At 47.9% G+C, this 18556-nt stretch carries 12 protein-coding genes; 8 read left to right on the top strand and 4 right to left on the bottom strand.

Annotated features, from left to right (window positions below; genetic code table 11):
• Window positions 1-172 precede the first annotated feature (172 nt).
• Both E5S67_RS27190 and E5S67_RS27185 read left to right on the top strand, forming a co-directional pair.
• Complete coding sequence (locus E5S67_RS27190; RefSeq protein ID WP_172191879.1) at window positions 173-979, top strand: TPM domain-containing protein; 807 nt, start codon at window positions 173-175, stop codon at window positions 977-979.
• Between the two features lie 129 nt (window positions 980-1108).
• Entirely contained in the window at window positions 1109-1732 is a 624-nt protein-coding gene (locus E5S67_RS27185; RefSeq protein ID WP_172191877.1) for a precorrin-8X methylmutase, read from the top strand.
• A gap of 116 nt (window positions 1733-1848) precedes the next feature.
• Here the strand turns inward: E5S67_RS27185 and E5S67_RS27180 are convergent, their stop codons facing one another.
• Together E5S67_RS27180 and E5S67_RS27175 are read right to left on the bottom strand one after the other, a co-directional pair.
• A complete protein-coding gene (locus tag E5S67_RS27180; protein WP_172191875.1) occupies window positions 1849-2487 on the bottom strand; it encodes a response regulator in 639 nt (212 codons plus the stop codon).
• Between the two features lie 111 nt (window positions 2488-2598).
• A complete protein-coding gene (locus tag E5S67_RS27175) occupies window positions 2599-3795 on the bottom strand; it encodes a sensor histidine kinase (RefSeq protein ID WP_172191873.1) in 1197 nt (398 codons plus the stop codon).
• 437 nt (window positions 3796-4232) lie between these two features.
• Here E5S67_RS27175 and E5S67_RS27170 point away from each other — a divergent pair, with 437 nt between their 5' ends.
• From E5S67_RS27170 to E5S67_RS27155, 4 genes are all read left to right on the top strand, one after another.
• Window positions 4233-4682, top strand: a complete 450-nt coding sequence (locus E5S67_RS27170; RefSeq protein WP_172191871.1) for a superantigen-like protein SSL4 — start codon at window positions 4233-4235, stop codon at window positions 4680-4682.
• A gap of 299 nt (window positions 4683-4981) precedes the next feature.
• On the top strand, window positions 4982-6961 hold the full coding sequence (locus E5S67_RS27165; RefSeq protein WP_172191869.1) for an efflux RND transporter periplasmic adaptor subunit: 1980 nt from the start codon (window positions 4982-4984) through the stop codon (window positions 6959-6961).
• A gap of 237 nt (window positions 6962-7198) precedes the next feature.
• Entirely contained in the window at window positions 7199-10336 is a 3138-nt protein-coding gene (locus E5S67_RS27160) for an efflux RND transporter permease subunit (protein ID WP_172191867.1), read from the top strand.
• 173 nt (window positions 10337-10509) lie between these two features.
• Entirely contained in the window at window positions 10510-13650 is a 3141-nt protein-coding gene (locus E5S67_RS27155) for an efflux RND transporter permease subunit (RefSeq protein WP_172191865.1), read from the top strand.
• 97 nt (window positions 13651-13747) lie between these two features.
• On the opposite strand, the gene E5S67_RS27150 is transcribed toward E5S67_RS27155, so the two are convergent.
• Complete coding sequence (locus E5S67_RS27150) at window positions 13748-14458, bottom strand: phosphate ABC transporter permease (protein WP_172191863.1); 711 nt, start codon at window positions 14456-14458, stop codon at window positions 13748-13750.
• 188 nt (window positions 14459-14646) lie between these two features.
• Window positions 14647-15474: a 4-hydroxy-tetrahydrodipicolinate reductase gene (dapB, locus tag E5S67_RS27145; RefSeq protein WP_172191861.1), complete on the bottom strand. Its 828-nt coding sequence runs from the start codon at window positions 15472-15474 to the stop codon at window positions 14647-14649.
• Between the two features lie 302 nt (window positions 15475-15776).
• Between dapB and E5S67_RS27140 the strand changes: the two genes are divergently transcribed.
• A complete protein-coding gene (locus E5S67_RS27140) occupies window positions 15777-18299 on the top strand; it encodes an EAL domain-containing protein (RefSeq protein WP_246277000.1) in 2523 nt (840 codons plus the stop codon).
• A 65-nt stretch (window positions 18300-18364) separates the two neighbouring features.
• A complete protein-coding gene (locus E5S67_RS34900; RefSeq protein WP_216670744.1) occupies window positions 18365-18472 on the top strand; it encodes a DUF4160 domain-containing protein in 108 nt (35 codons plus the stop codon).
• Window positions 18473-18556: the final 84 nt, after the last annotated feature.

Here is an 18556-nt window from a genome sequence, read left to right as displayed (position 1 = left end):
GCTCTCCCCCTCTCCCTCTCCCCCTCCCCCTTTCTCAAAAACTATTTTTTCCTTCCGCTTGCTCTCCCCTTCCTGTAAAGTAAATAATTGTAAAGAAATATGAGTTTTCTCTTATCCTTTGGTTAACACCGCCAGCTAGCATTCACAATTAAGACCCGGATTACAAGTTCCTATGTCACAGCTTTTCCCGCGAAAATTTCTAGCCTTTGCTGCCGCATTTTTTCTGGCTTTGTCGGTGTGGACGATCGCACCGGAGGCCCACGCTTTCAACAATCCCGATTTGTTGCCGTCAACTCAGACGCCGATCATTGATTTAGCTAAAGCCCTCACGGATATTGAAGAAGAGAGTTTGGCAAAAAATTTAAAGGCTTTTGAAGCCGAAACTGGCTGGAAACTGCGAGTGCTGACTCAGTACGATCGCACACCCGGTTTAGCTGTCAAAAGTTATTGGGGACTAGATAACAAGAGTGTGTTGCTAGTTGCTGACCCCCGAGGGGGAAATTTGCTCAATTTTAATGTGGGCGACTCGCTGTATCCGCTGCTGCCCCGCACTTTTTGGGTGGAACTGCAAACCCGCTACGGTAATCAATTTTTTGTGCGGGACAATGGCGAAGATCGAGCGATTATTGAATCTTTGGAGTCGATCGAAGGCTGTTTGCGTCAGGGCGGGTGCCGCGTGGTTCCGGGTTTGCCGAGGGAACAGTGGGTTCTGACGTTAATTACGTCGGTGGTTGGCGGCGTTATCTGCGGGTTTGCTGCTCAGCCTCGGAAGCCGGGACAAGTTGTGGCTTGGCAGTGGGCGCTGATTTTTTCGCCGCTGTGGGGCATTCTGTTTTTCGCTTTCGGACTTGGGCCGGTGGTGACTCGGACTTCTGACTGGTTGCCAGTGGTTCGGAATGTGTCCGGTTTTGCGATCGGAGCTTTGGTGGCATTCCTAACTCCGGTGCTGGGCAAATCTTCTTCGTCGTCGGAAACTTAGTTGTCAGTTGCCAGTTGCCAGTCAACAGTCAACAGTCAACAGTCATCAGTCATCAGTCAACAGTCAACGAATTGACTAAAAGCTGGTAAGCTGATACCTGACAACTCAGAGGCGACAGCTATCCAACAAATGGAATGGCACGTAAGCGATGCCCAGAGTCTGGGATTAATCGATAACGAAATTGGCGACCACGGTTTTTCAGCGGCGGAGTACGAAATAGTCCGCCGCGTGATCTATGCGACTGCTGATTTTGAGTACAAGTCTTTAATTAGTTTTTCCGATCAGGCTTTGCAAGCCGGGGCGGCCGCTTTGGCTGCTCGGACTACGATCGTGGTAGATGTGCCGATGGTGCAGGTGGGCATTACGCCCTTGATTCAAAGTACCTTTGCGAATCCGGTTTACTGTTCGATGGAGGCTTTGACACGCCCACAAAAGGAAAGGACGCGGGCTGCTTGGGGGATTGAAACTTTGGCAAGACGCTATCCTGAGGGGATTTTTGTGGTGGGCCAGGCTCAAACTGCTTTGTCGGCGATCGTAGATTTGATTGAATCTGAGGAAATTCGACCGGCTTTGGTGATTGGAACTCCTTCTGGGTTTGTGGGGGTTGACGTGGCTAAGTCGCGGCTGCACGATTCCATGGTTCCTCACATTCGGATTGAGGGCCGCAAGGGCTCTGCGGTGGTGGCTGTGGCTATTGTTAACGGGCTGGTGGATTTGGCTTGGCAGGCTTACGGCCAAGAGGGGAACAGTTGATGATTTTGTGTGCTGCTGGCGCGGATGGGTGAGTGTAAAAAATCGGGTGGTGAGAAAGTGGCTGAATCTGTCTCTGAGCAAGGCTTTGATTGCCACTTTCAGGCATCGGTAAGTCCCTAATTGAAGAGTGAATGAGCCAACAGCGCGGCTTGAGTTCGATCGCGCAAATTTAACCTACTCAAAATATTCGTTACATAGTTCTTTACCGTGTTTTCCGACAAAAATAAGGTTTGAGCAATCTCTCGGTTGTTCGCGCCTGAAGCTATTAAACGCAACACTTCTAATTCTCTGGGCGTGAGTTGCTCTAATTCTGGCGGAGAAACAACCGTCGGATTAGTTACAGCAGGAGTCATCAGGGCTTTCTCAAATAATCCCGGCCCGAGTTGCGTGTGTCCTTTATAAACAGCGCGAATCGCTAACACAAGTTCGTCGGGTTCGGTATCTTTGAGCAGGTAGCCTTTTGCGCCCAGCCGCATTGCTTGACTGACATATTCATCGTCATCAAATGTGGTTAAAACCAGCACTTTTGTATCGGGATAAGATTGGGCGATCGCCCCGGTTGCTGCTACGCCATCCATCACGGGCATCCGAATATCCATCAGCACAATGTCGGGCTGTAGGATGGGAATTTGTGCGATCGCTTCCTGTCCGTTTTCAGCTTCACCAATTATCTGCATATCAGAATAGCATTCCAGGATACTCTTGATTCCCCGGCGAATAATATGCCGATCGTCCACTAGCAAAATCCGAATCATATAACAATCCTCGCATCAATTAGCATCGGGAAAACCGCACTGCATTATCATTTCTTCAGTCTCTTAGAGAAGGACAAAAGTTTGTATAGACGCGGTTGAAACCGCTGATTCCTATATGTTTTGAGAGGGCAAAGAAACCGAAATCCGGCAACCGTTTTCAGACTTGCTGTAAATCGCAAATTGACCGCCCGCAGCAGCCACTCGTTCGCGCATTCCCTGGAGTCCGAATCCAGTGGTATTTTGTGCAGGGTCGAAGCCTTTGCCGTTGTCAGCGATCGACAAATAAATCTGTCCTGCGTGTTGCTGCAACCCAACTGTCACAACCGTTGCATCAGCGTGTTTGTGAATATTTGTGAGCGATTCTTGCACAATTCTGTAAAGTGTTGTGTTGATTTCCTGAGATAGCAGAACTGGTAAGCGAATCGAGTTGGAAACTTCGATCGCAGTCATGCGCTGAAAGTCTTGAAGAAGTTTGTCGATCGCACTTTCGAGCGACAATCCTTGCAAAGGATTCGATCGCAAAACCGAAACAGATTTGCGAATTTCTAACAAAGCTTCCGATCCGAGTTGTTTCGCCTGTTTCAGAAACCCCAGCGCTTTCTCATCCTCCGATTTCCAGAACAATAGGGCATTATTGAGCTGAATCGTTTGAGCCGCGAGGGTGTGTCCGAGTCCGTCATGGATTTCGCGGGCAATCCGATTGCGTTCCTGCAAAGTTGCCTGGTCTTCAATTCGCAGTGCATAATGGCGGAGTTGTTCGTGAGTTATAGCTAATTTATCGTGAGCGATTTCTAATTGCTCTCGGCTTTGGCGTTCCGCAATCAACGCATTAATTAACAATAAAGCGAACACTAATGTCAAGCCAAATAATAACACATTGCTAAATCGCCATTCCCAAACAGTTGCAATGACTTTTTCAGGTAAAATAGGTTTTAATAACAGTAGCGAGCTATAGGACAGCAGGGCTAAACCCAAGACTGTTACCTGCCCCGGCTGGCGGAATATCAGACAACTTCGCATCAGCAGCACGAGAAAAAGCAAAAAGCTCGATCGGCTCGATAACCCTTCGCGGACAATTGGCAGCAAAATCAAGCCAAATTCTAGGGCTGTAAATAAAACTTTTCTACCTAACCGAACTGTTGGCAAACGCAACCCGAGCGCGCCAAAAAGTGCGATCGCGCCAACCCGTAACAGCAGCGACCAGAGCGAATGAAACGGATGCAGCACTTCCATCAAGGCTGCCGTCGCCAGCAGCAGCCACTCCAAATAAAGCAACAAACGAAAGGACGGATAGGTCAAGCGAATCATAGAACTTTTCCCCATCAAAAGCTGGAGCGATTCAAGCAAGGTCGCTGACCTAATTGTAGAAGGTATCTTGGAGTCAAAAAACACGTTACCCCCTTATGTTCAGAAGGAAGTTCGGCAACGCGCAGTGAATCGGGATTTAACGGATGAATGTTGAAGGAATTGGTCATTGAGCAATTCTCCCATTCTCCCATTCTCCCACTCTCCCGCTCTCCCGCTCTCCCCCTTTTGCCATAACAGACAAGTTATGTGTAGCAGCTTAGCGAATCTGCCAACGATCGCGCTAGAGCCTTTTCGGCTGATTTTGGCATTTGGGACTAGGAAAAAAGTCACAACCGCAAAGTGCTTTTTGACTGGTCAAGTTAGGAGTCTTGGGTCATGCGCTGGCTGATTTTAGCCTATAAGATTTGGTGGTGAAGGTTAATTAGACGCAGTAAATCATGAAAAGAACAACGATCGCACCAGCATTTATCCTCGTCGGTGCACTTTTGGTAGGCGGTTTGTCTGCTTGTACGCAATCCAATGCTTCCGAACCTACTCTACCTGACACGACGGCGGCCAATCCAGTAAGTTCAGACCAAGCGAAGGTGGATTCAGTTTCCTCCCAAGCTGCTCAACCTGTCGCGGCGACTGCAACTCCAAGTTCAGCGCAACCGAAAGCAACGGATGCAGAACGCGCACAGAAACGCGAGGAACTTCGCAAACAAGTCGAAGCGGTGTTGACCCCCGAGCAGGTACAACAGTTAGAAACTAAAGTCAAGGGAGGTGAAAAAATGCGAAAAGCTTTGTCGGAGCTAAATCTCACCGCTGAACAAAAAACAAAAATTAAAGAAATTCTCAAGACTGCTTATCCTCGGGGGCAAAAGCAGTCTCAAACAAGTTCGCAATAACGTTCTGATTGGGCAATTTGCAGTGAGAAACTGATACAGGACTTGCGCGGGTTCTCCGACTTATTCCACAAGAAAATTGATGTGTTGTTGAACAGGCAAGATGCCTGTTCTTGAGAATGATAAATGATACAAGATGTTAGTTACAACTGAGATGTTGCTCACCTTTTGCACCATTGTTAATAAGCCTTTTACGAACAGGCAAGATGCCTGTGAAGCGATAAAATTCATCTCCTGTAGAACAGGTCGGAAAGCCTGTTTTTGAGAAGAGCGCAAGATGTTAGTTACAAAGGAGGTTTGTGGTGATCGAGGAAATTATTAGTGAAAGTCGGAATGGCACTCGCCCTAAAGTTTCTGACGAAAATCTGAAGCTGAACGAGCAACCGACGCACAACGTAGAAATTGTTAGTGAAACTCCTAAAGACGCTCTCCGTGAAGTTTTTCAGGAAGCTCCAACATTGCCGGAGAGCGAACCGGCGGACAGTGTTGCAGCCAAACAACCGACAGAAAAGGTGCTGGCGAAAGGGCGGATTGCGCTGTTTCTGCTGGGGTTGCTGCTGGTGGGTGGGTTGGGATTTTTGGTTTGGGTTCGATCGACCGCTCCTAAAACGGAAAAACCGAGCCGCAGCGGTAGACTCCAAGTGACTCCGGTGACAGTGGCTACAGTAACGAAAAAAACGGTTCCAATACAGTTGCAAGCGATCGGCAACGTGCAATCGAGTTCTACTGTCTCGGTGACAGCACAAGCTAGCGGGCGGATTACAGGAGTTTATTTCAAGAAAGGACAAGAAGTTAAGAAAGGACAACTGCTGTTTTCGATCGACGATCGCTCTCAAACTGCCTCGATCCAGCAAGCTCAAGGAATCGTAGCAAAAAGCCAAGCACAGGTGCAACAAGCCACAGCCAACCTTTCTAAAGACCAAGGAGTCGTCGAACAAGCTAGAGCAACCCTTGACAAAGACCGAGGAATGGTCGAGCAAGCCAAAGCGACCCTTGCTAAAGACCAAGGAATTGTCGAGCAAGCCAGAATGACTCTGGCTAAAGACAAAGGAGTCGTCGAACAAGCCAGAATGACCCTGGAAAAAGACCAAGGAGCAGTTAAGCAAGCGATCGCCACTTTGACCAAGGATCGAGCCCAAGCCCAATATGCCCAAGCACAAAGTCAACGGTACGCAGCCCTCTACCAGCAAGGAGTAATCAGTCAAGATCAAGCCCAGCAATACGCTACCAGCAGCCGAGCCGCTGCGGCAACCGTCGATCTTGACCAGCAAGCGATCGCCAATGCTGAGACGGCGGTGAAGAGCGATCGCATCGGGATCGCCAATGCTGAGGCAGCCGTCAAAAGTGATGAAGTGGCGATCGCCAATGCTGAGACGGCGGTGAAAAGCGATTTAGTAGGGATTGAGAATGCTGAGACGGCGGTGAAAAGCGATTTAGTAGGGATTGACAATGCTCGGGCCGTCGTGGAGGGCGATCGGGCTGCGATCGAGGGTTCTCAAGCTGGGTTGAGTGCAGACGGCGGTGCCTTGAAAAATGCTCAGGTGCAATCATCCTATACCAAGGTCTATGCGCCGATCGACGGGCGTGCCGGAAATGTGCTGGTGACAGTCGGCAATGTGGTGCAAGCAAGCACCGACAAACCCTTGGTGACAATCTCCACAATTAATCCCATTCAAGTTGCCTTTTCGGTTCCTGAATCCAACCTCCCACAAATCCAAAAATACGCGAATAACGGCAAACTTAAAGTTGATGTCACCTTTGCTGGAAACAATCGTCCGATATCGGGAACCTTGTCATTTGTGAACAATACGGTTGACAATGCCACTGGCTCTATTCAACTGATTGGCGACTTTAATAACGCAGATGGCAAACTTTTTCCCGGTCAATTTGTTAACACAACTCTAACATTAAGTCAACAGCCAAATGCGATTGTTGTTCCCTCACAAGCTGTACAGACAGGGCCGAACGGACAATTCGTATTTGTCGCCCAAGAAGACGATACAGTGGAAAATGTGCCTGTAGTTGTCAGCAATACAATCAACGGCTTAACTGTCATCCAAAAAGGTCTGGATGCGGGTGATGAAGTTGTCACCGACGGACAAGCAAATCTGGTTGATGGTAGCAAGATTCGCATTAAAACCGCAGGAGATGCTAAAGATAATTTAGATAATACTAAAGGCAATAATTCAGACACATCTGGAGCCAAAGAAACAGGTGTAAAATCTGGCGACGACTCTAATTCATCTGGAAATAAGTCATGGAAATCGCGCAAGAATCCCTAGGGCGAGCGATTTTATATTTGGATTATCGAAAGTTATTTTGAGACAAAAGTAATCTCAAATCCCTGCAATTGCTTCACTTCGTTTCGTTATTGCCGATCGCGAAGTCGAAGGTTAAATAGTCAACTCTCATTCAGTTTTGCGACTGACACTCAACAGTCAACAGTCAACAGTCAACAGTCAACAGTCAACAGTCAACAGTCAACAGTCATTCCGGTAAAACCGGAATTGATACAACTAATGAATCTCTCAGAACCGTTTATTCGCCGTCCAATTATGACCACCTTGGTGATGGCGGCAATTCTGATTTTTGGTTGGATGAGTTATCGCTTACTGCCGATTAGCGATTTGCCAAACGTCGATTATCCCACGATTCAAGTCAGCGCTTCCCGGCCCGGTGCCAGCCCGGAAACGATGGCTGCATCGGTGGCGCGCCCGCTAGAAAAGCAATTTTCCAGCATTGCTGGACTCGATACGCTAACCTCAACCAGTACCAGCGGCAAAACTCAAATTACGCTTCAGTTCAATCTCAGCCACAGTATTGACGATGCGGCGCAAGATGTGGAATCGGCAATTTCCTCTGCCTCGGGCCAAATGCCTAACGATTTGCCAAATCCGCCTACATACAGCAAAGTCAACCCCGCCGACGGGCCGATTCTTTACCTTTATCTTACTTCCCCAACCTTGCCGCTTTCTGAGGTTGATAAATACGCACAAACCTATCTAGCGCAAAAGCTATCGACAATCGCCGGTGTGGCGCAAGTGCAGATTTACGGTTCTCAAAAGTATGCTGCTAGAATTCAACTCGATCCGCAGCAGTTAGCAACGCGGCAAATTGGCATCGATCAAGTGCAAACTGCGATCGAACAAGGAAACGTCAACTTACCCACAGGAAGCCTTTCCGGCAGCCATAAAAACTTTACTGTGCAAACTAACGGACAGCTTCAGGATGCAGCAGCATTCCGCCGTTTAATTGTGACTTATAAAAATGGACAGCCTGTTTATCTCGAACAATTAGGGCGAGTGGTTGACAGCGTAGAAAATACTCAACTTGCTAGTTGGTATAACAACGATCGCGCAATTATCCTCACTATTCAAAGACAGCCGGGTACAAATACTGTAGAAGTTGTAGAGACGATTCAAAAATTACTGCCCAACTTAAAAACTCAGATTCCCAGTTCGATCGATCTTGGGGTGATGTACGATGCGTCTCAATCGATTCGCGATTCCGTTGACGACGTTCGGTTTACCCTCGTTTTGACGATCGCCCTAGTTATCTTAGTAATCTTCTTATTTTTACGCAATCTGTCTGCAACAGTCATTCCCAGTTTAGCGCTGCCGGTTTCGCTGATCGCAACCTTTGGGGTGATGCACTTATTCAACTACTCGCTAGATAACTTGTCGATGATGGCACTGACGCTATCCGTCGGCTTTGTAGTCGATGATGCGATCGTCATGCTCGAAAACATCGTCCGCCACATAGAAGAAGGAGAAAGCCCGCGAGAAGCGGCGCTAAACGGGTCTAGGGAAATCGGCTTTACGATTTTATCGATGACGCTTTCGTTGGTGGCGGTGTTTATTCCGATGTTATTTATGAGCGAGTTGTTGGGGCGCTTGTTTCATGAATTTGCAGTGACGATTGCCGTTTCAATTTTGGTTTCAGGCTTTGTATCTTTGAGCCTGACACCGATGTTGTGCAGCCGTTTTTTGCGTCCGGTAAATCACGCCAATCAAAGTCGGCTTTATCGAGCTTCCGAGTATGTATTCGATCGCTTTTTAAGTTTGTACGATTGGAGCCTCAAGAAAGTTTTAAAATATCACCGCACCACAATGATTTTGTCCTTCGCAATGGTGTTTGTCACAGTTGGACTATTTATCGCGGTTCCCAAAGGCTTTATTCCCAGCCAAGATACCGGACAAATCACGGGCATTACTCAAGCTGCACAAGATGCCTCTTTTGATGAATTAGTTCGCCACCAGCAAGCCGTTGTCAGCGCGATTCGCCAAGATCCAAATGTGGAAGCAGTTAACTCGAATATCGGGGCAGGAGCGAGTGCAAATGGCGGCGGGGCGGCAGTTGCCGGAAATTCGGGAAGCTTGTTTATTCGGCTAAAACCGATCTCGCAGCGGCAGATGGGAGCCGATGAAATTGTGCAGAATTTGCGATCGCAACTAGCAGAAATTCCCGGCATTCAAGTCTTCTTGCAAAATCCTCCTGCCATCCCGCTTGGCACTCAACAAAGCACTGGATTGTATCAACTCGCGCTGCAAAGTTCTGACGTTCTACCGCTGCGGCAGTACGTGCCACAACTGGTTGACAAAATGAAAGCAATGCCAGAAATTCAGGATGTTAACAGCGATTTGCAGATGACTTCTCAAATCAAAATTGATATCGATCGCGACAAAGCCTCAGCATTAGAAATTACAGCCAGTCAAATTGAAAACACCCTGAGAAATGCTTACGGCGCTTACCAAGTTTCCACGATTTACGGTGCAAGCAACGAGTATCAAGTTATTTTGGAACTCGAACCAAAGTATCAAAAAGATCCCAATGCTTTGATGCAGCTTTACATCGCCACAACAGCCAGTAATTCGAGTGATGATTCTGGGAGTCAAACACAAGTACCGCTAGCAACGTTTGCCAAAATCACTCCGGGAATTGCACCGTTAATTGTCAACCACGTCGGTCGGATGAATGCTGCGACAATTTCCTACAACCTCGCTCCTGGGGTGGCGCTGGGAACGGCAAATAGTGCGATCGACAAAATCGTGAAATCGGTAATTCCTGACAGCATTTCTACCAATTATAAGGGCGCGAGCCAAGTATTTCAAAGTTCGCTGCCGAGTTTAGGGTTTCTGTTGGCCGTGGCAATTTTGGTAATCTATTTAATTCTGGGTATTTTGTACGAAGATTTCATCCATCCGATTACAATTCTGTCGGGATTGCCTTCGGCGGGATTTGGCGCGTTATTAACGCTGATGTTGTTTGGCGTTGAGCTCAACGTTTATTCATTCATCGGCATCATCTTGCTGGTAGGGATTGTTAAGAAAAACGGCATTATGATGGTGGATTTTGCGATCGAAGCCCAGCGCAACGACGGCAAAAAACCAGCGGAGGCAATCTATCAAGCCTGCTTAGTGCGCTTTCGACCGATTATGATGACTACAATGGCAGCTTTAATGGGAACATTGCCGATCGCCCTAGGAGTTGGTGCGGGTTCGGAATCTCGCCGCCCGTTAGGAATTGCCGTTGTCGGCGGACTTTTGTTTTCACAAGTTTTGACACTGTATCTCACGCCCGTATTTTACATCTACATGGAATCGTGGCGGAAAAAACTCAGCGAGGTGAAGTTTCGGCAAGTCTTTTCGTTTAAATGAGACGGTAAAATAACCGTTTTAAGAGGATACGACAATGCCGTTTCCCTACCCCAAAATAATCGATGATCCTCGCGAGGAGGACACGGCAAAGCCGTTTCCCTACCCCGATTAATTGTAGGGACACGGCACTGCCGTGTCCTCACGGTTCGATATCTCACTACCAACCAAGTTTTATGAACCTTTCAGAAATTTTTATCCGCCGCCCCGTGATGACCGCACTGGTCACAATCGGCATCCTAATCTTCGGTTTAATGAGTTATTTTTTGTTACCAATTAGCGCCTTGCCTCACGTTGAATATCCCTTTGTAAGTGTCTCTGCTAGCTTACCCGGTGCAACCCCCGAAACAATGTCATCCTCAGTCGCCGCGCCGCTAGAAAGACAGTTCACTGAAATAGCTGGCCTCAATTCGTTTAACTCCACCAGTTCCACCGGTAGCGCCAACATTTCCCTACAATTCGACTTCAGCCGCAGTGTGAATTCTGCTGCTAAAGACGTACAAGCTGCGATCGCCGCCGCCGCAGGTTCATTGCCATCGGGAATGCCCAGACCGCCCAGCTACCGCAAAGTTAACCCTTCAGTTGCGCCGGTTCTATACCTTTATTTGTACTCCAAAACCCTGCCAATTGCAGATGTGGATGAAGCCGCAGAAGTGACGATCGCACAACCCATCTCAGCGATCGACGGTGTGGCGCAAGTGCAGGTTTACGGGCAGAAACAATATGCAGTGAGAATTCAACTCGATCCGCGAGAATTGACCTCCCGGGGAATCGGATTAGATCAAGTTAGAACCGCAGTTACGCAAGGAAATGTAAACTTGCCAACCGGAAGCCTTTCTGGCGATAACAAAAGCTATTTAATTCAGGTAAACGGTCAATTAAATAATGCAGCAGAATATCGATCGCTGATCGTTGCTTACAAAAATGGCGCAGCAGTGCGGCTGCAAGATTTAGGAAACGTGATTGACGACGTGCAGAATAACAAAGTCTTGAATTTGTACACCGATAAAAATGTTACAAATCAACCTGCAATCTTGCTGGCAGTGCAGCCTCAACCCGATGGAAATACTGTCGAAATCGTCGATTCGATCGTGCAAATGTTACCCGCACTCAAACAACAAATTCCCCAATCGATCGAAATGGGAATTATGTACGATCGCTCTCAATCAATTCGGGCTTCTGTAGATGATGTGAAGTTCTCCTTAGTTTTGTCGGTGTGTCTGGTTGTCTTAGTAATTTTTCTCTTTTTACGGAACCTCACAGCGACGGTAATTCCGAGTTTAGCTTTGCCTGTGGCGATTATCGGCACGTTTGCGGTGATGTATCAGTTGGGATACTCGTTAGATAACCTGTCTCTGATGGCGCTGACGCTTTCAGTGGGGTTTGTGGTGGATGATGCGATCGTGGTTCTCGAAAATATTGTTCGCCACCAAGAAATGGGAGAAGCACCGCTGGAAGCAGCATTAAAAGGGTCGAAAGAAATTGGTTTTACCATTATTTCAATGACGCTTTCATTGGTCGCCGTATTTATTCCCATCATGTTTATGGGCGGGTTAATCGGTCGCTTATTCCACGAATTTGCTGTGACTATTTCTGTGGCAATTTTAGTATCGGGATTTGTTTCTCTGAGCCTCACGCCGATGTTGTGCAGTCGATTTCTCAAATCGTCCCACCAACACCAACAAAACCGTTTCTACCACCTTTCAGAGCGGGGATTCGAGCTGCTGCTGCAAGGATATAAATGGACGCTAAAACCTGTTTTGAAATACCGTTTCGTAACGCTGATTGCTTCTGTAATTTTGCTGGTGGTTACGGCTTATCTGTTCGTTCTGGTTCCGAAAGGATTTATTCCGACTGAAGACACCGGACAACTGATGGCTAACACAAAAGGAGCGCAAGATATTTCGTTTGAAGATATGCTGCTTCACCAACAAAAAGTCGTTGATATTATTCGGAAAGATCCCAACATCGCAGCGTTGAACTCAACCGTAGGTGCGAGCGGCCCGAACGCATCCGCGAACAACGGACGCATCACAATTAGGCTCAAACCGCGATCGCAGCGCCGCCTCAGTGCCGACGAAATCATCCAACAACTCACTCCTAAATTGCGCGGAATTCCCGGCATTCAAGCTTTTTTACGCTCTCCTGCTGCGATTCCGATCGGCGGTCAACAAACGAATTCACAATATCAGTTTACGGTGCAAAGTTTAGACTTGCAAGCGCTGCGTCAAGCGGTGCCGGAATTGTTAGCTAAAATCAAAACGCTACCGGGATTGCGCGGTGTGGATAGCGATTTGCAACTGAGCACGCCTCAGCTTCAAGTTAAAGTCGATCGCGACAAAGCCGCAACCGTCGGAGTTAGTGCTCAACAAGTGCAAAAAACCCTCAGCGCAGCTTACGGTTCTGGACAGGTTTCCACGATTTATACCCCTAACAATCAATTTACGGTTGTGTTAGAACTAAAGCCTGAGTATCAGCGCGATCCGAGTGCTTTGTCGATGCTTTACGTGCGATCGAACACCGGACAAATGATATCGCTAAGTGCGATCGCAAATGTCACCCAAACAGTCGGGCCGCTAACCGTTAATCACCTAACCGGATTGCCCTCTGCTACAATCTCTTTTGATACTCTTCCAGGCACATCGCTGAGTCAAGCAACCGCAGCTATCGAGAAAGTTGCAAAGGATGTTTTGCCGCCGTCAGTGACAACAAGTTTCCAAGGTGCAGCACAGGTATTCAACCAATCTTTTAACGATTTAGGTTGGTTGTTGCTGGTTTCTATTATGGTGATTTATTTAATTCTCGGCATTTTGTACGAGGATTTCATTCACCCGCTGACAATTTTGTCAGGTTTGCCGTCAGCCGGATTTGGTGCACTGTTAACGCTGGTAATCTTTCAGGTTGAACTCAATCTCTATTCGTTTATCGGGATTATTTTGCTGGTGGGAATTGTCAAGAAAAACGGTATCATGCTGGTAGATTTTGCGATCGAGAAACAGCGCCAAGAAGGCAGAAGCGCCTTTGATGCCATTTACGAAGCCTGCATCGTCCGCTTCCGTCCGATTATGATGACAACGATGGCGGCTTTAATTGGAACTTTGCCGATCGCCCTGGGAGTGGGTAGCGGTTCCGAATCGCGCCGTCCGTTGGGAATTGCGATCGTCGGTGGATTGCTGTTTTCGCAAGTTTTAACGCTGTATCTTACTCCGGTATTTTACACTTATATGGAAGCGTGGCGCAAACGGCTAGGTCAACCAAAAATGAAGCTGCCTGAATTTTTCTGGCGTCCGAAAACTCGACCTTCGAGCCGAAATTAATACCAAACCCGCCGCGTTGAAAACTTCTTTTTAAGACTGGGCGGTTTCAACCGCCGAATACAATCTTGAACGTGGATTAAGGACTCTGTTTTATTAATTAATAATCAGCGGGCGATCGCCTTTTTACATCTCTGCTTTGATTCGTGCGATCGCGGTCTTTTTTCCTACCTTTTTTAATTTGCTGGCTCATTTCTACAAACAAATCCCTGCGTAAATAAGGATAGTCGCTCACCCACACGTCGCGGCTGGGAATGTAAATATCTGAAACTTTGGCAATCCGGCCCAAATCTTCTTGATTTGACATGATTAACATTAAAGCAGCTTGGCCGGGGGCAATTCCTTGGTGATCTTTCCGCAAGGGAGCTCGAAGTGTAGTGGTAAATCCGGTTTTGTCGCCAACTTCTAAATTAATTCGCGGTTCTAAGTTGTCAACAATTACGAGTTGTCCTTTTTGATTGACTGTTTCTTCTTGGCTTGTGACTTCATCTGTGATATAAATATCCAAAACTCGTCCTTGCCAAAAACCGCAATATTGATATTTGCGGCATTCTGCATTCCGCAAACTCGCCCACAAAATCGGCCCCCACAGCCAATACAAACCTGCAATCAATCCGGTGATTAAAACTAGCGGCGCGACATCGGAACCGGCGAAGTTATAGACTATCAGCACGAAAACTACTGTTACCGCTGAGATTAACATTCGCCTCAAAAAATCGGGCGGTTTTCCCCAGATATATTTGTATTGCGCTCCCGTGGCGACGGCGGGAATTAGTTCTTGAAAGGTTTCGCGGGTTAAGGGAATTAGCATAGGAAGTTCGGCAACAGATTTTGTAACGGATGCAACGGATGTCTGTTCGGCAGGGAATTGTATAAGCGTTGTAACGGATTTAAGGGATTGATGTTGAAGTCAGAAGTCAGAAGTCAGAAGTTAGAAGTTAGATTAATTCCACATTACCAAGGACTAATGACTAATGACTAATGACTAATGACTAATGACTACAATATCTTTTCCAGACCGTAAACGAGCGATCTCAGTTCAAGGACTTTGCGTATAGACAGCAACACTCCGGGCATATAACAAGCTCGATCGCTCGTATCGTGTCGTAAAGTATAAACTTGACCGGCGCCGCCAAAAATTACCTCTTGGTGGGCAATTAAACCGGGTAAACGGATGCTGTGAATGCGAATCCCTTCATCGGCTAAAGATCCCCGAGCTCCGGCTAATTTTTCGGTTTCATCCACCTCGGGGGGATTGAATGTTTTTCCCATTTCTGCTAGCATTTGGGCAGTTTGAATTGCCGTACCGCTGGGGGCGTCGGCTTTTTGATTGTGGTGCAGCTCGATAATTTCTACGTGTTCAAAATACTGAGATGCCGTGACAGCGGCTTGTTGGAGCAAAACCATGCCGATCGAGAAATTCGGTATAATCAAACATCCAGTGCTGGCTTTTTCAGCGAATTCAGCTAAGTTTTCAATTTGCTTGCTGCTCAATCCGGTAGTGCCGACTACGGGGCGAATCCCGTAAGCTATAGCCGATCGCACGTTTTCATAAACCGACTTCGGGTGCGTAAAATCTACCATTACCCCTAACTGCTTTTCCTGAGCAGCTAATACCAGCATTCCTTGCAAGTCGTCAGTGATGGGAACTTCTAGCGGGCCGCATCCGGCTAATTCCCCGGCATCGGCGTTGAGGCACTCAGGAGAGCGGTCTACAGCCCCAAATAAGGTCATGTCACTAGCATGGGCGATCGCCTTAATTACTTCACGGCCCATTTTGCCTGCTGCACCGTTAACAATCACCGGAATCGGAAGTTGATTCGCCATAATCTCAAAAATATCCTGAAAGTTCGATCGACTAAATTTTAACGCTTGTGGGAATTTGGGGAAACAAGGAATTAAAGACAGAATTTGTCGGCAAATCTTCAGAAACCCGGTTCCCATCCGAGAAATACTTTGCCAAATCGAGTTATTAGCTTAAAGAAACTCGGTTGCGGCACAAGTTCTGAAAAAATTATATTCAATCTCATATTAAGCCCAATTCTGTAAGAACAGACTTGGGCAAAGCTAATTTGCACCGACATATTTTTTTTGTGACTGCCAACTTCTCTCGGAATCTTCGATTTGTAATGTCTGTCGCAACTGGCTTCGACCTGAGTTCTCAAAACCGACGGGTCAGGATTTTGCCTGCAATGCTGGCGGGCGCGACAGTAACGCTGCTAAATATGGGAGTTAGGCAGTTGGGAGGCCTGCAAAGCTGGGAATTGGGGAGTTTTGACTCGTTAGTGCGCTTGCAGCTAGATTCCGGCCCCGATCCGCGGCTGCTGGTAGTGGCAATTTCTGAGGCCGATATTCAAGCTTTGGGGAGATTTCCGATTTCCGACAAGGCGATCGCTCAAACCTTGACAAAACTGCAAAAGTATCAGCCAAAAGTCATCGGTTTGGATTTGTACCGGGATTTGCCTCAAGCGCCGGGACACCAAGAATTGCTGGCCGGGCTGAAAGCAGCGAATGTGGTGGCGATCACCAAATTGAGCGATTCAGAAAGTCCAGGAGTGCCGGCGCCTCCGGGGATACCGCCCAATCGGGTTGGTTTTAACGACTTCGTGCTCGATGCTGACGGCGTTGTGCGCCGCAATTTACTTTTCGTCTCCCAAGCAGAGAAGAATACTGCTTTCTCGTTTTCAATGCAAGTGGCTTTGCTGTATCTCAAAGACAGACTGCTGCCAAAAAATAGCCTTATTAATCCCAAGCAAATTAATTGGGGCAAAGCAGAATTTGTGCCTTTAACTTCTGACAGCGGTGGCTATGCAAATATTGACGCCAGAGGCTATCAAATTCTGCTCAAATACCGTTCTGGCAAGCAGGTGGCGCGACAAGTCAGTATCCAGCAGGTGTTGAACGGAGAAGTTGACCCGAGTTGGATAAGGGACAAGATTGTGTTGATCGGGACGACGGCACCGAGTACCAGAGATTTGTTTTTGACCCCCTACAGCCCGGTTCAAAAGCAAAGTCCGAAAATGCCGGGGGTGCTGGTGCACGCGCAAATGCTCAGCCAAATATTGAGTGCTGTTTTGGATGGGGGATCGCTGTTTTGGGTGTGGCCGGAATGGGCGGAAATTTTGTGGAACGGTACTTGGGCGATGGTTGGCGGGGTTGTGGCTTGGCGGATTCAGCACCCTGCGAGGGCGGGATTAGTTGGGGGTGCGGCGTTGATGGGTCTGTTGGGGATTAGTTTTGGGATTTTTACTGGGGGTGGGTGGGTGCCCCTGGTGTCGCCGGCTTTGAGTTTGGTGTTGACTGGTGGAGGCGTCAGCGCTTACAGGAAGCTTTACGATGCTTTTCACGATTCTCTGACGGGTTTGCCCAACCGGGATTTGTTCGTGGATTGTCTGGGGCGGGCGATCGCCAATACTAGGGGCCGCCGCAGCTATCTGTTTGCGGTGCTGTTTTTGGATTTAGACAGGTTTAAGGTGATTAATGATTCTTTGGGTCATTTGGCGGGGGACGAACTGCTGATGTCGGTGGTGCTGCGGTTGAGGGCAAGTATTGGTCGCGCGGATACTGTGGCGCGGGTGGGGGGTGACGATTTTGCGATTTTGGTGAGGAATGTTGATGTTGGCAGTGCGGTGGATTTGGCCGATCGCATTCACCAAGCTTTAATTGTGCCTTTTGAGTTGAATGGGCAGGAGGTGTTTGTGACGGCGAGCATCGGGATTGCCCTGGGGGGCGAACCCGCTCCTACTGTGAGCGAACAGCCGGAACACTTGCTGAGGGACGCCCACACGGCGATGTACCGGGCGAAGGCTTTGGGAACGGGAAGGTATCAGGTGTTTAATGCTTCGATGCACGCTTTGGCGGTGGAGAGGTTGCAGTTGGAGACTGATTTGCGGATGGCCCTCAAGCGTCAGGAGTTTTTGCTGCACTACCAGCCTTTTGTATCTTTGGCAAGCGGGAGGATTATTGGGTTTGAGGCTTTGGTACGCTGGCAGCACCCGCAGCGGGGCTTGATTTCGCCGGTGAAGTTTATTCCGGTGGCTGAGGAAACGGGGGCAATTGTGCCGCTGGGCGACTGGGTGCTGGAGGAGGCTTGCCGGCAGTTGCGGCGGTGGGAGGAAATGTTTGATTTCGATCGGCCTTTGATTATGAGTGTAAATTTGTCGGGGAAGCAGTTTGCTCAGCCGGATTTGGTCGATCGCATTCAGGCTATTTTGGGGGCAACGGGTTTGAGTCCCGAGAGTTTGAAGTTGGAGATTACTGAGAGTGTGGTGATGGATGATGTGGAGTCGGCGATCGCGGTTTTGAAGCAGATGAAAGCGTTAAATGTCAACTTGGGAATTGATGATTTTGGCACTGGTTATTCGTCGTTGAGTTATTTGAGTCGGTTTCCTACGGATACTTTGAAGGTTGATAAGTCGTTTGTGGGGCGGATGGAGATCGAAAGCGAGGGGGAGAATGTGGCGATCGTGCGGACGATTGTGGCGCTGGCTCACGCTTTGGGTATGGATGTGATTGCTGAGGGTGTGGAGACGGCGGCACAATTAGCTAGGTTGAGGTCGATCGGCTGCGAATACGGTCAGGGTTATTTTTTTGCTAAACCGTTACCGAGCGAGGCTGCGACTGCTTTGATGGCTTCCGAGCCGCAGTGGTAGTTGTGGGTTATTCTTGTTCCTGGTTCATATACAATAATCCTCATATCGTAGTTTAGAAAAGCTTTATGCCAGAAGTTGCACGATTTTACGGAATAATTATCAAAATTTTCTTTGGAGATCATCCACCGCCTCATTTTCACGCAGTTTACGGTGAGTATAATGCTTTGGAATGAAAATTTAATAACTTTAGCGTCTGCTAAATAGTCGGAACTGCACGATAATTCCATTTGGGTAGATAGTCATCAAAAATAATTTTC

It is taken from the genome of Microcoleus asticus IPMA8 (assembly GCF_013179805.1).
Classification (GTDB): domain Bacteria; phylum Cyanobacteriota; class Cyanobacteriia; order Cyanobacteriales; family Microcoleaceae; genus Microcoleus; species Microcoleus asticus.
This window is presented reverse-complemented; position numbering and strand designations above follow the sequence as displayed.

Excerpts from the sequence above, each read along its gene's own strand:
- E5S67_RS27150 (WP_172191863.1), bottom strand. The coding sequence starts at position 14,458 with ATGCTAATTCCCTTAACCCGCGAAACCTTTCAAGAACTAATTCCCGCC.
- E5S67_RS34900 (WP_216670744.1), top strand. The coding sequence starts at position 18,365 with ATGCCAGAAGTTGCACGATTTTACGGAATAATTATCAAAATTTTCTTT.
- E5S67_RS27190 (WP_172191879.1), top strand. The coding sequence starts at position 173 with ATGTCACAGCTTTTCCCGCGAAAATTTCTAGCCTTTGCTGCCGCATTT.
- E5S67_RS27180 (WP_172191875.1), bottom strand. The coding sequence starts at position 2,487 with ATGATTCGGATTTTGCTAGTGGACGATCGGCATATTATTCGCCGGGGA.
- E5S67_RS27140 (WP_246277000.1), top strand. The coding sequence starts at position 15,777 with ATGTCTGTCGCAACTGGCTTCGACCTGAGTTCTCAAAACCGACGGGTC.
- E5S67_RS27160 (WP_172191867.1), top strand. The coding sequence starts at position 7,199 with ATGAATCTCTCAGAACCGTTTATTCGCCGTCCAATTATGACCACCTTG.
- E5S67_RS27175 (WP_172191873.1), bottom strand. The coding sequence starts at position 3,795 with ATGATTCGCTTGACCTATCCGTCCTTTCGTTTGTTGCTTTATTTGGAG.
- E5S67_RS27155 (WP_172191865.1), top strand. The coding sequence starts at position 10,510 with ATGAACCTTTCAGAAATTTTTATCCGCCGCCCCGTGATGACCGCACTG.
- E5S67_RS27185 (WP_172191877.1), top strand. The coding sequence starts at position 1,109 with ATGGAATGGCACGTAAGCGATGCCCAGAGTCTGGGATTAATCGATAAC.
- dapB (WP_172191861.1), bottom strand. The coding sequence starts at position 15,474 with ATGGCGAATCAACTTCCGATTCCGGTGATTGTTAACGGTGCAGCAGGC.
- E5S67_RS27170 (WP_172191871.1), top strand. The coding sequence starts at position 4,233 with ATGAAAAGAACAACGATCGCACCAGCATTTATCCTCGTCGGTGCACTT.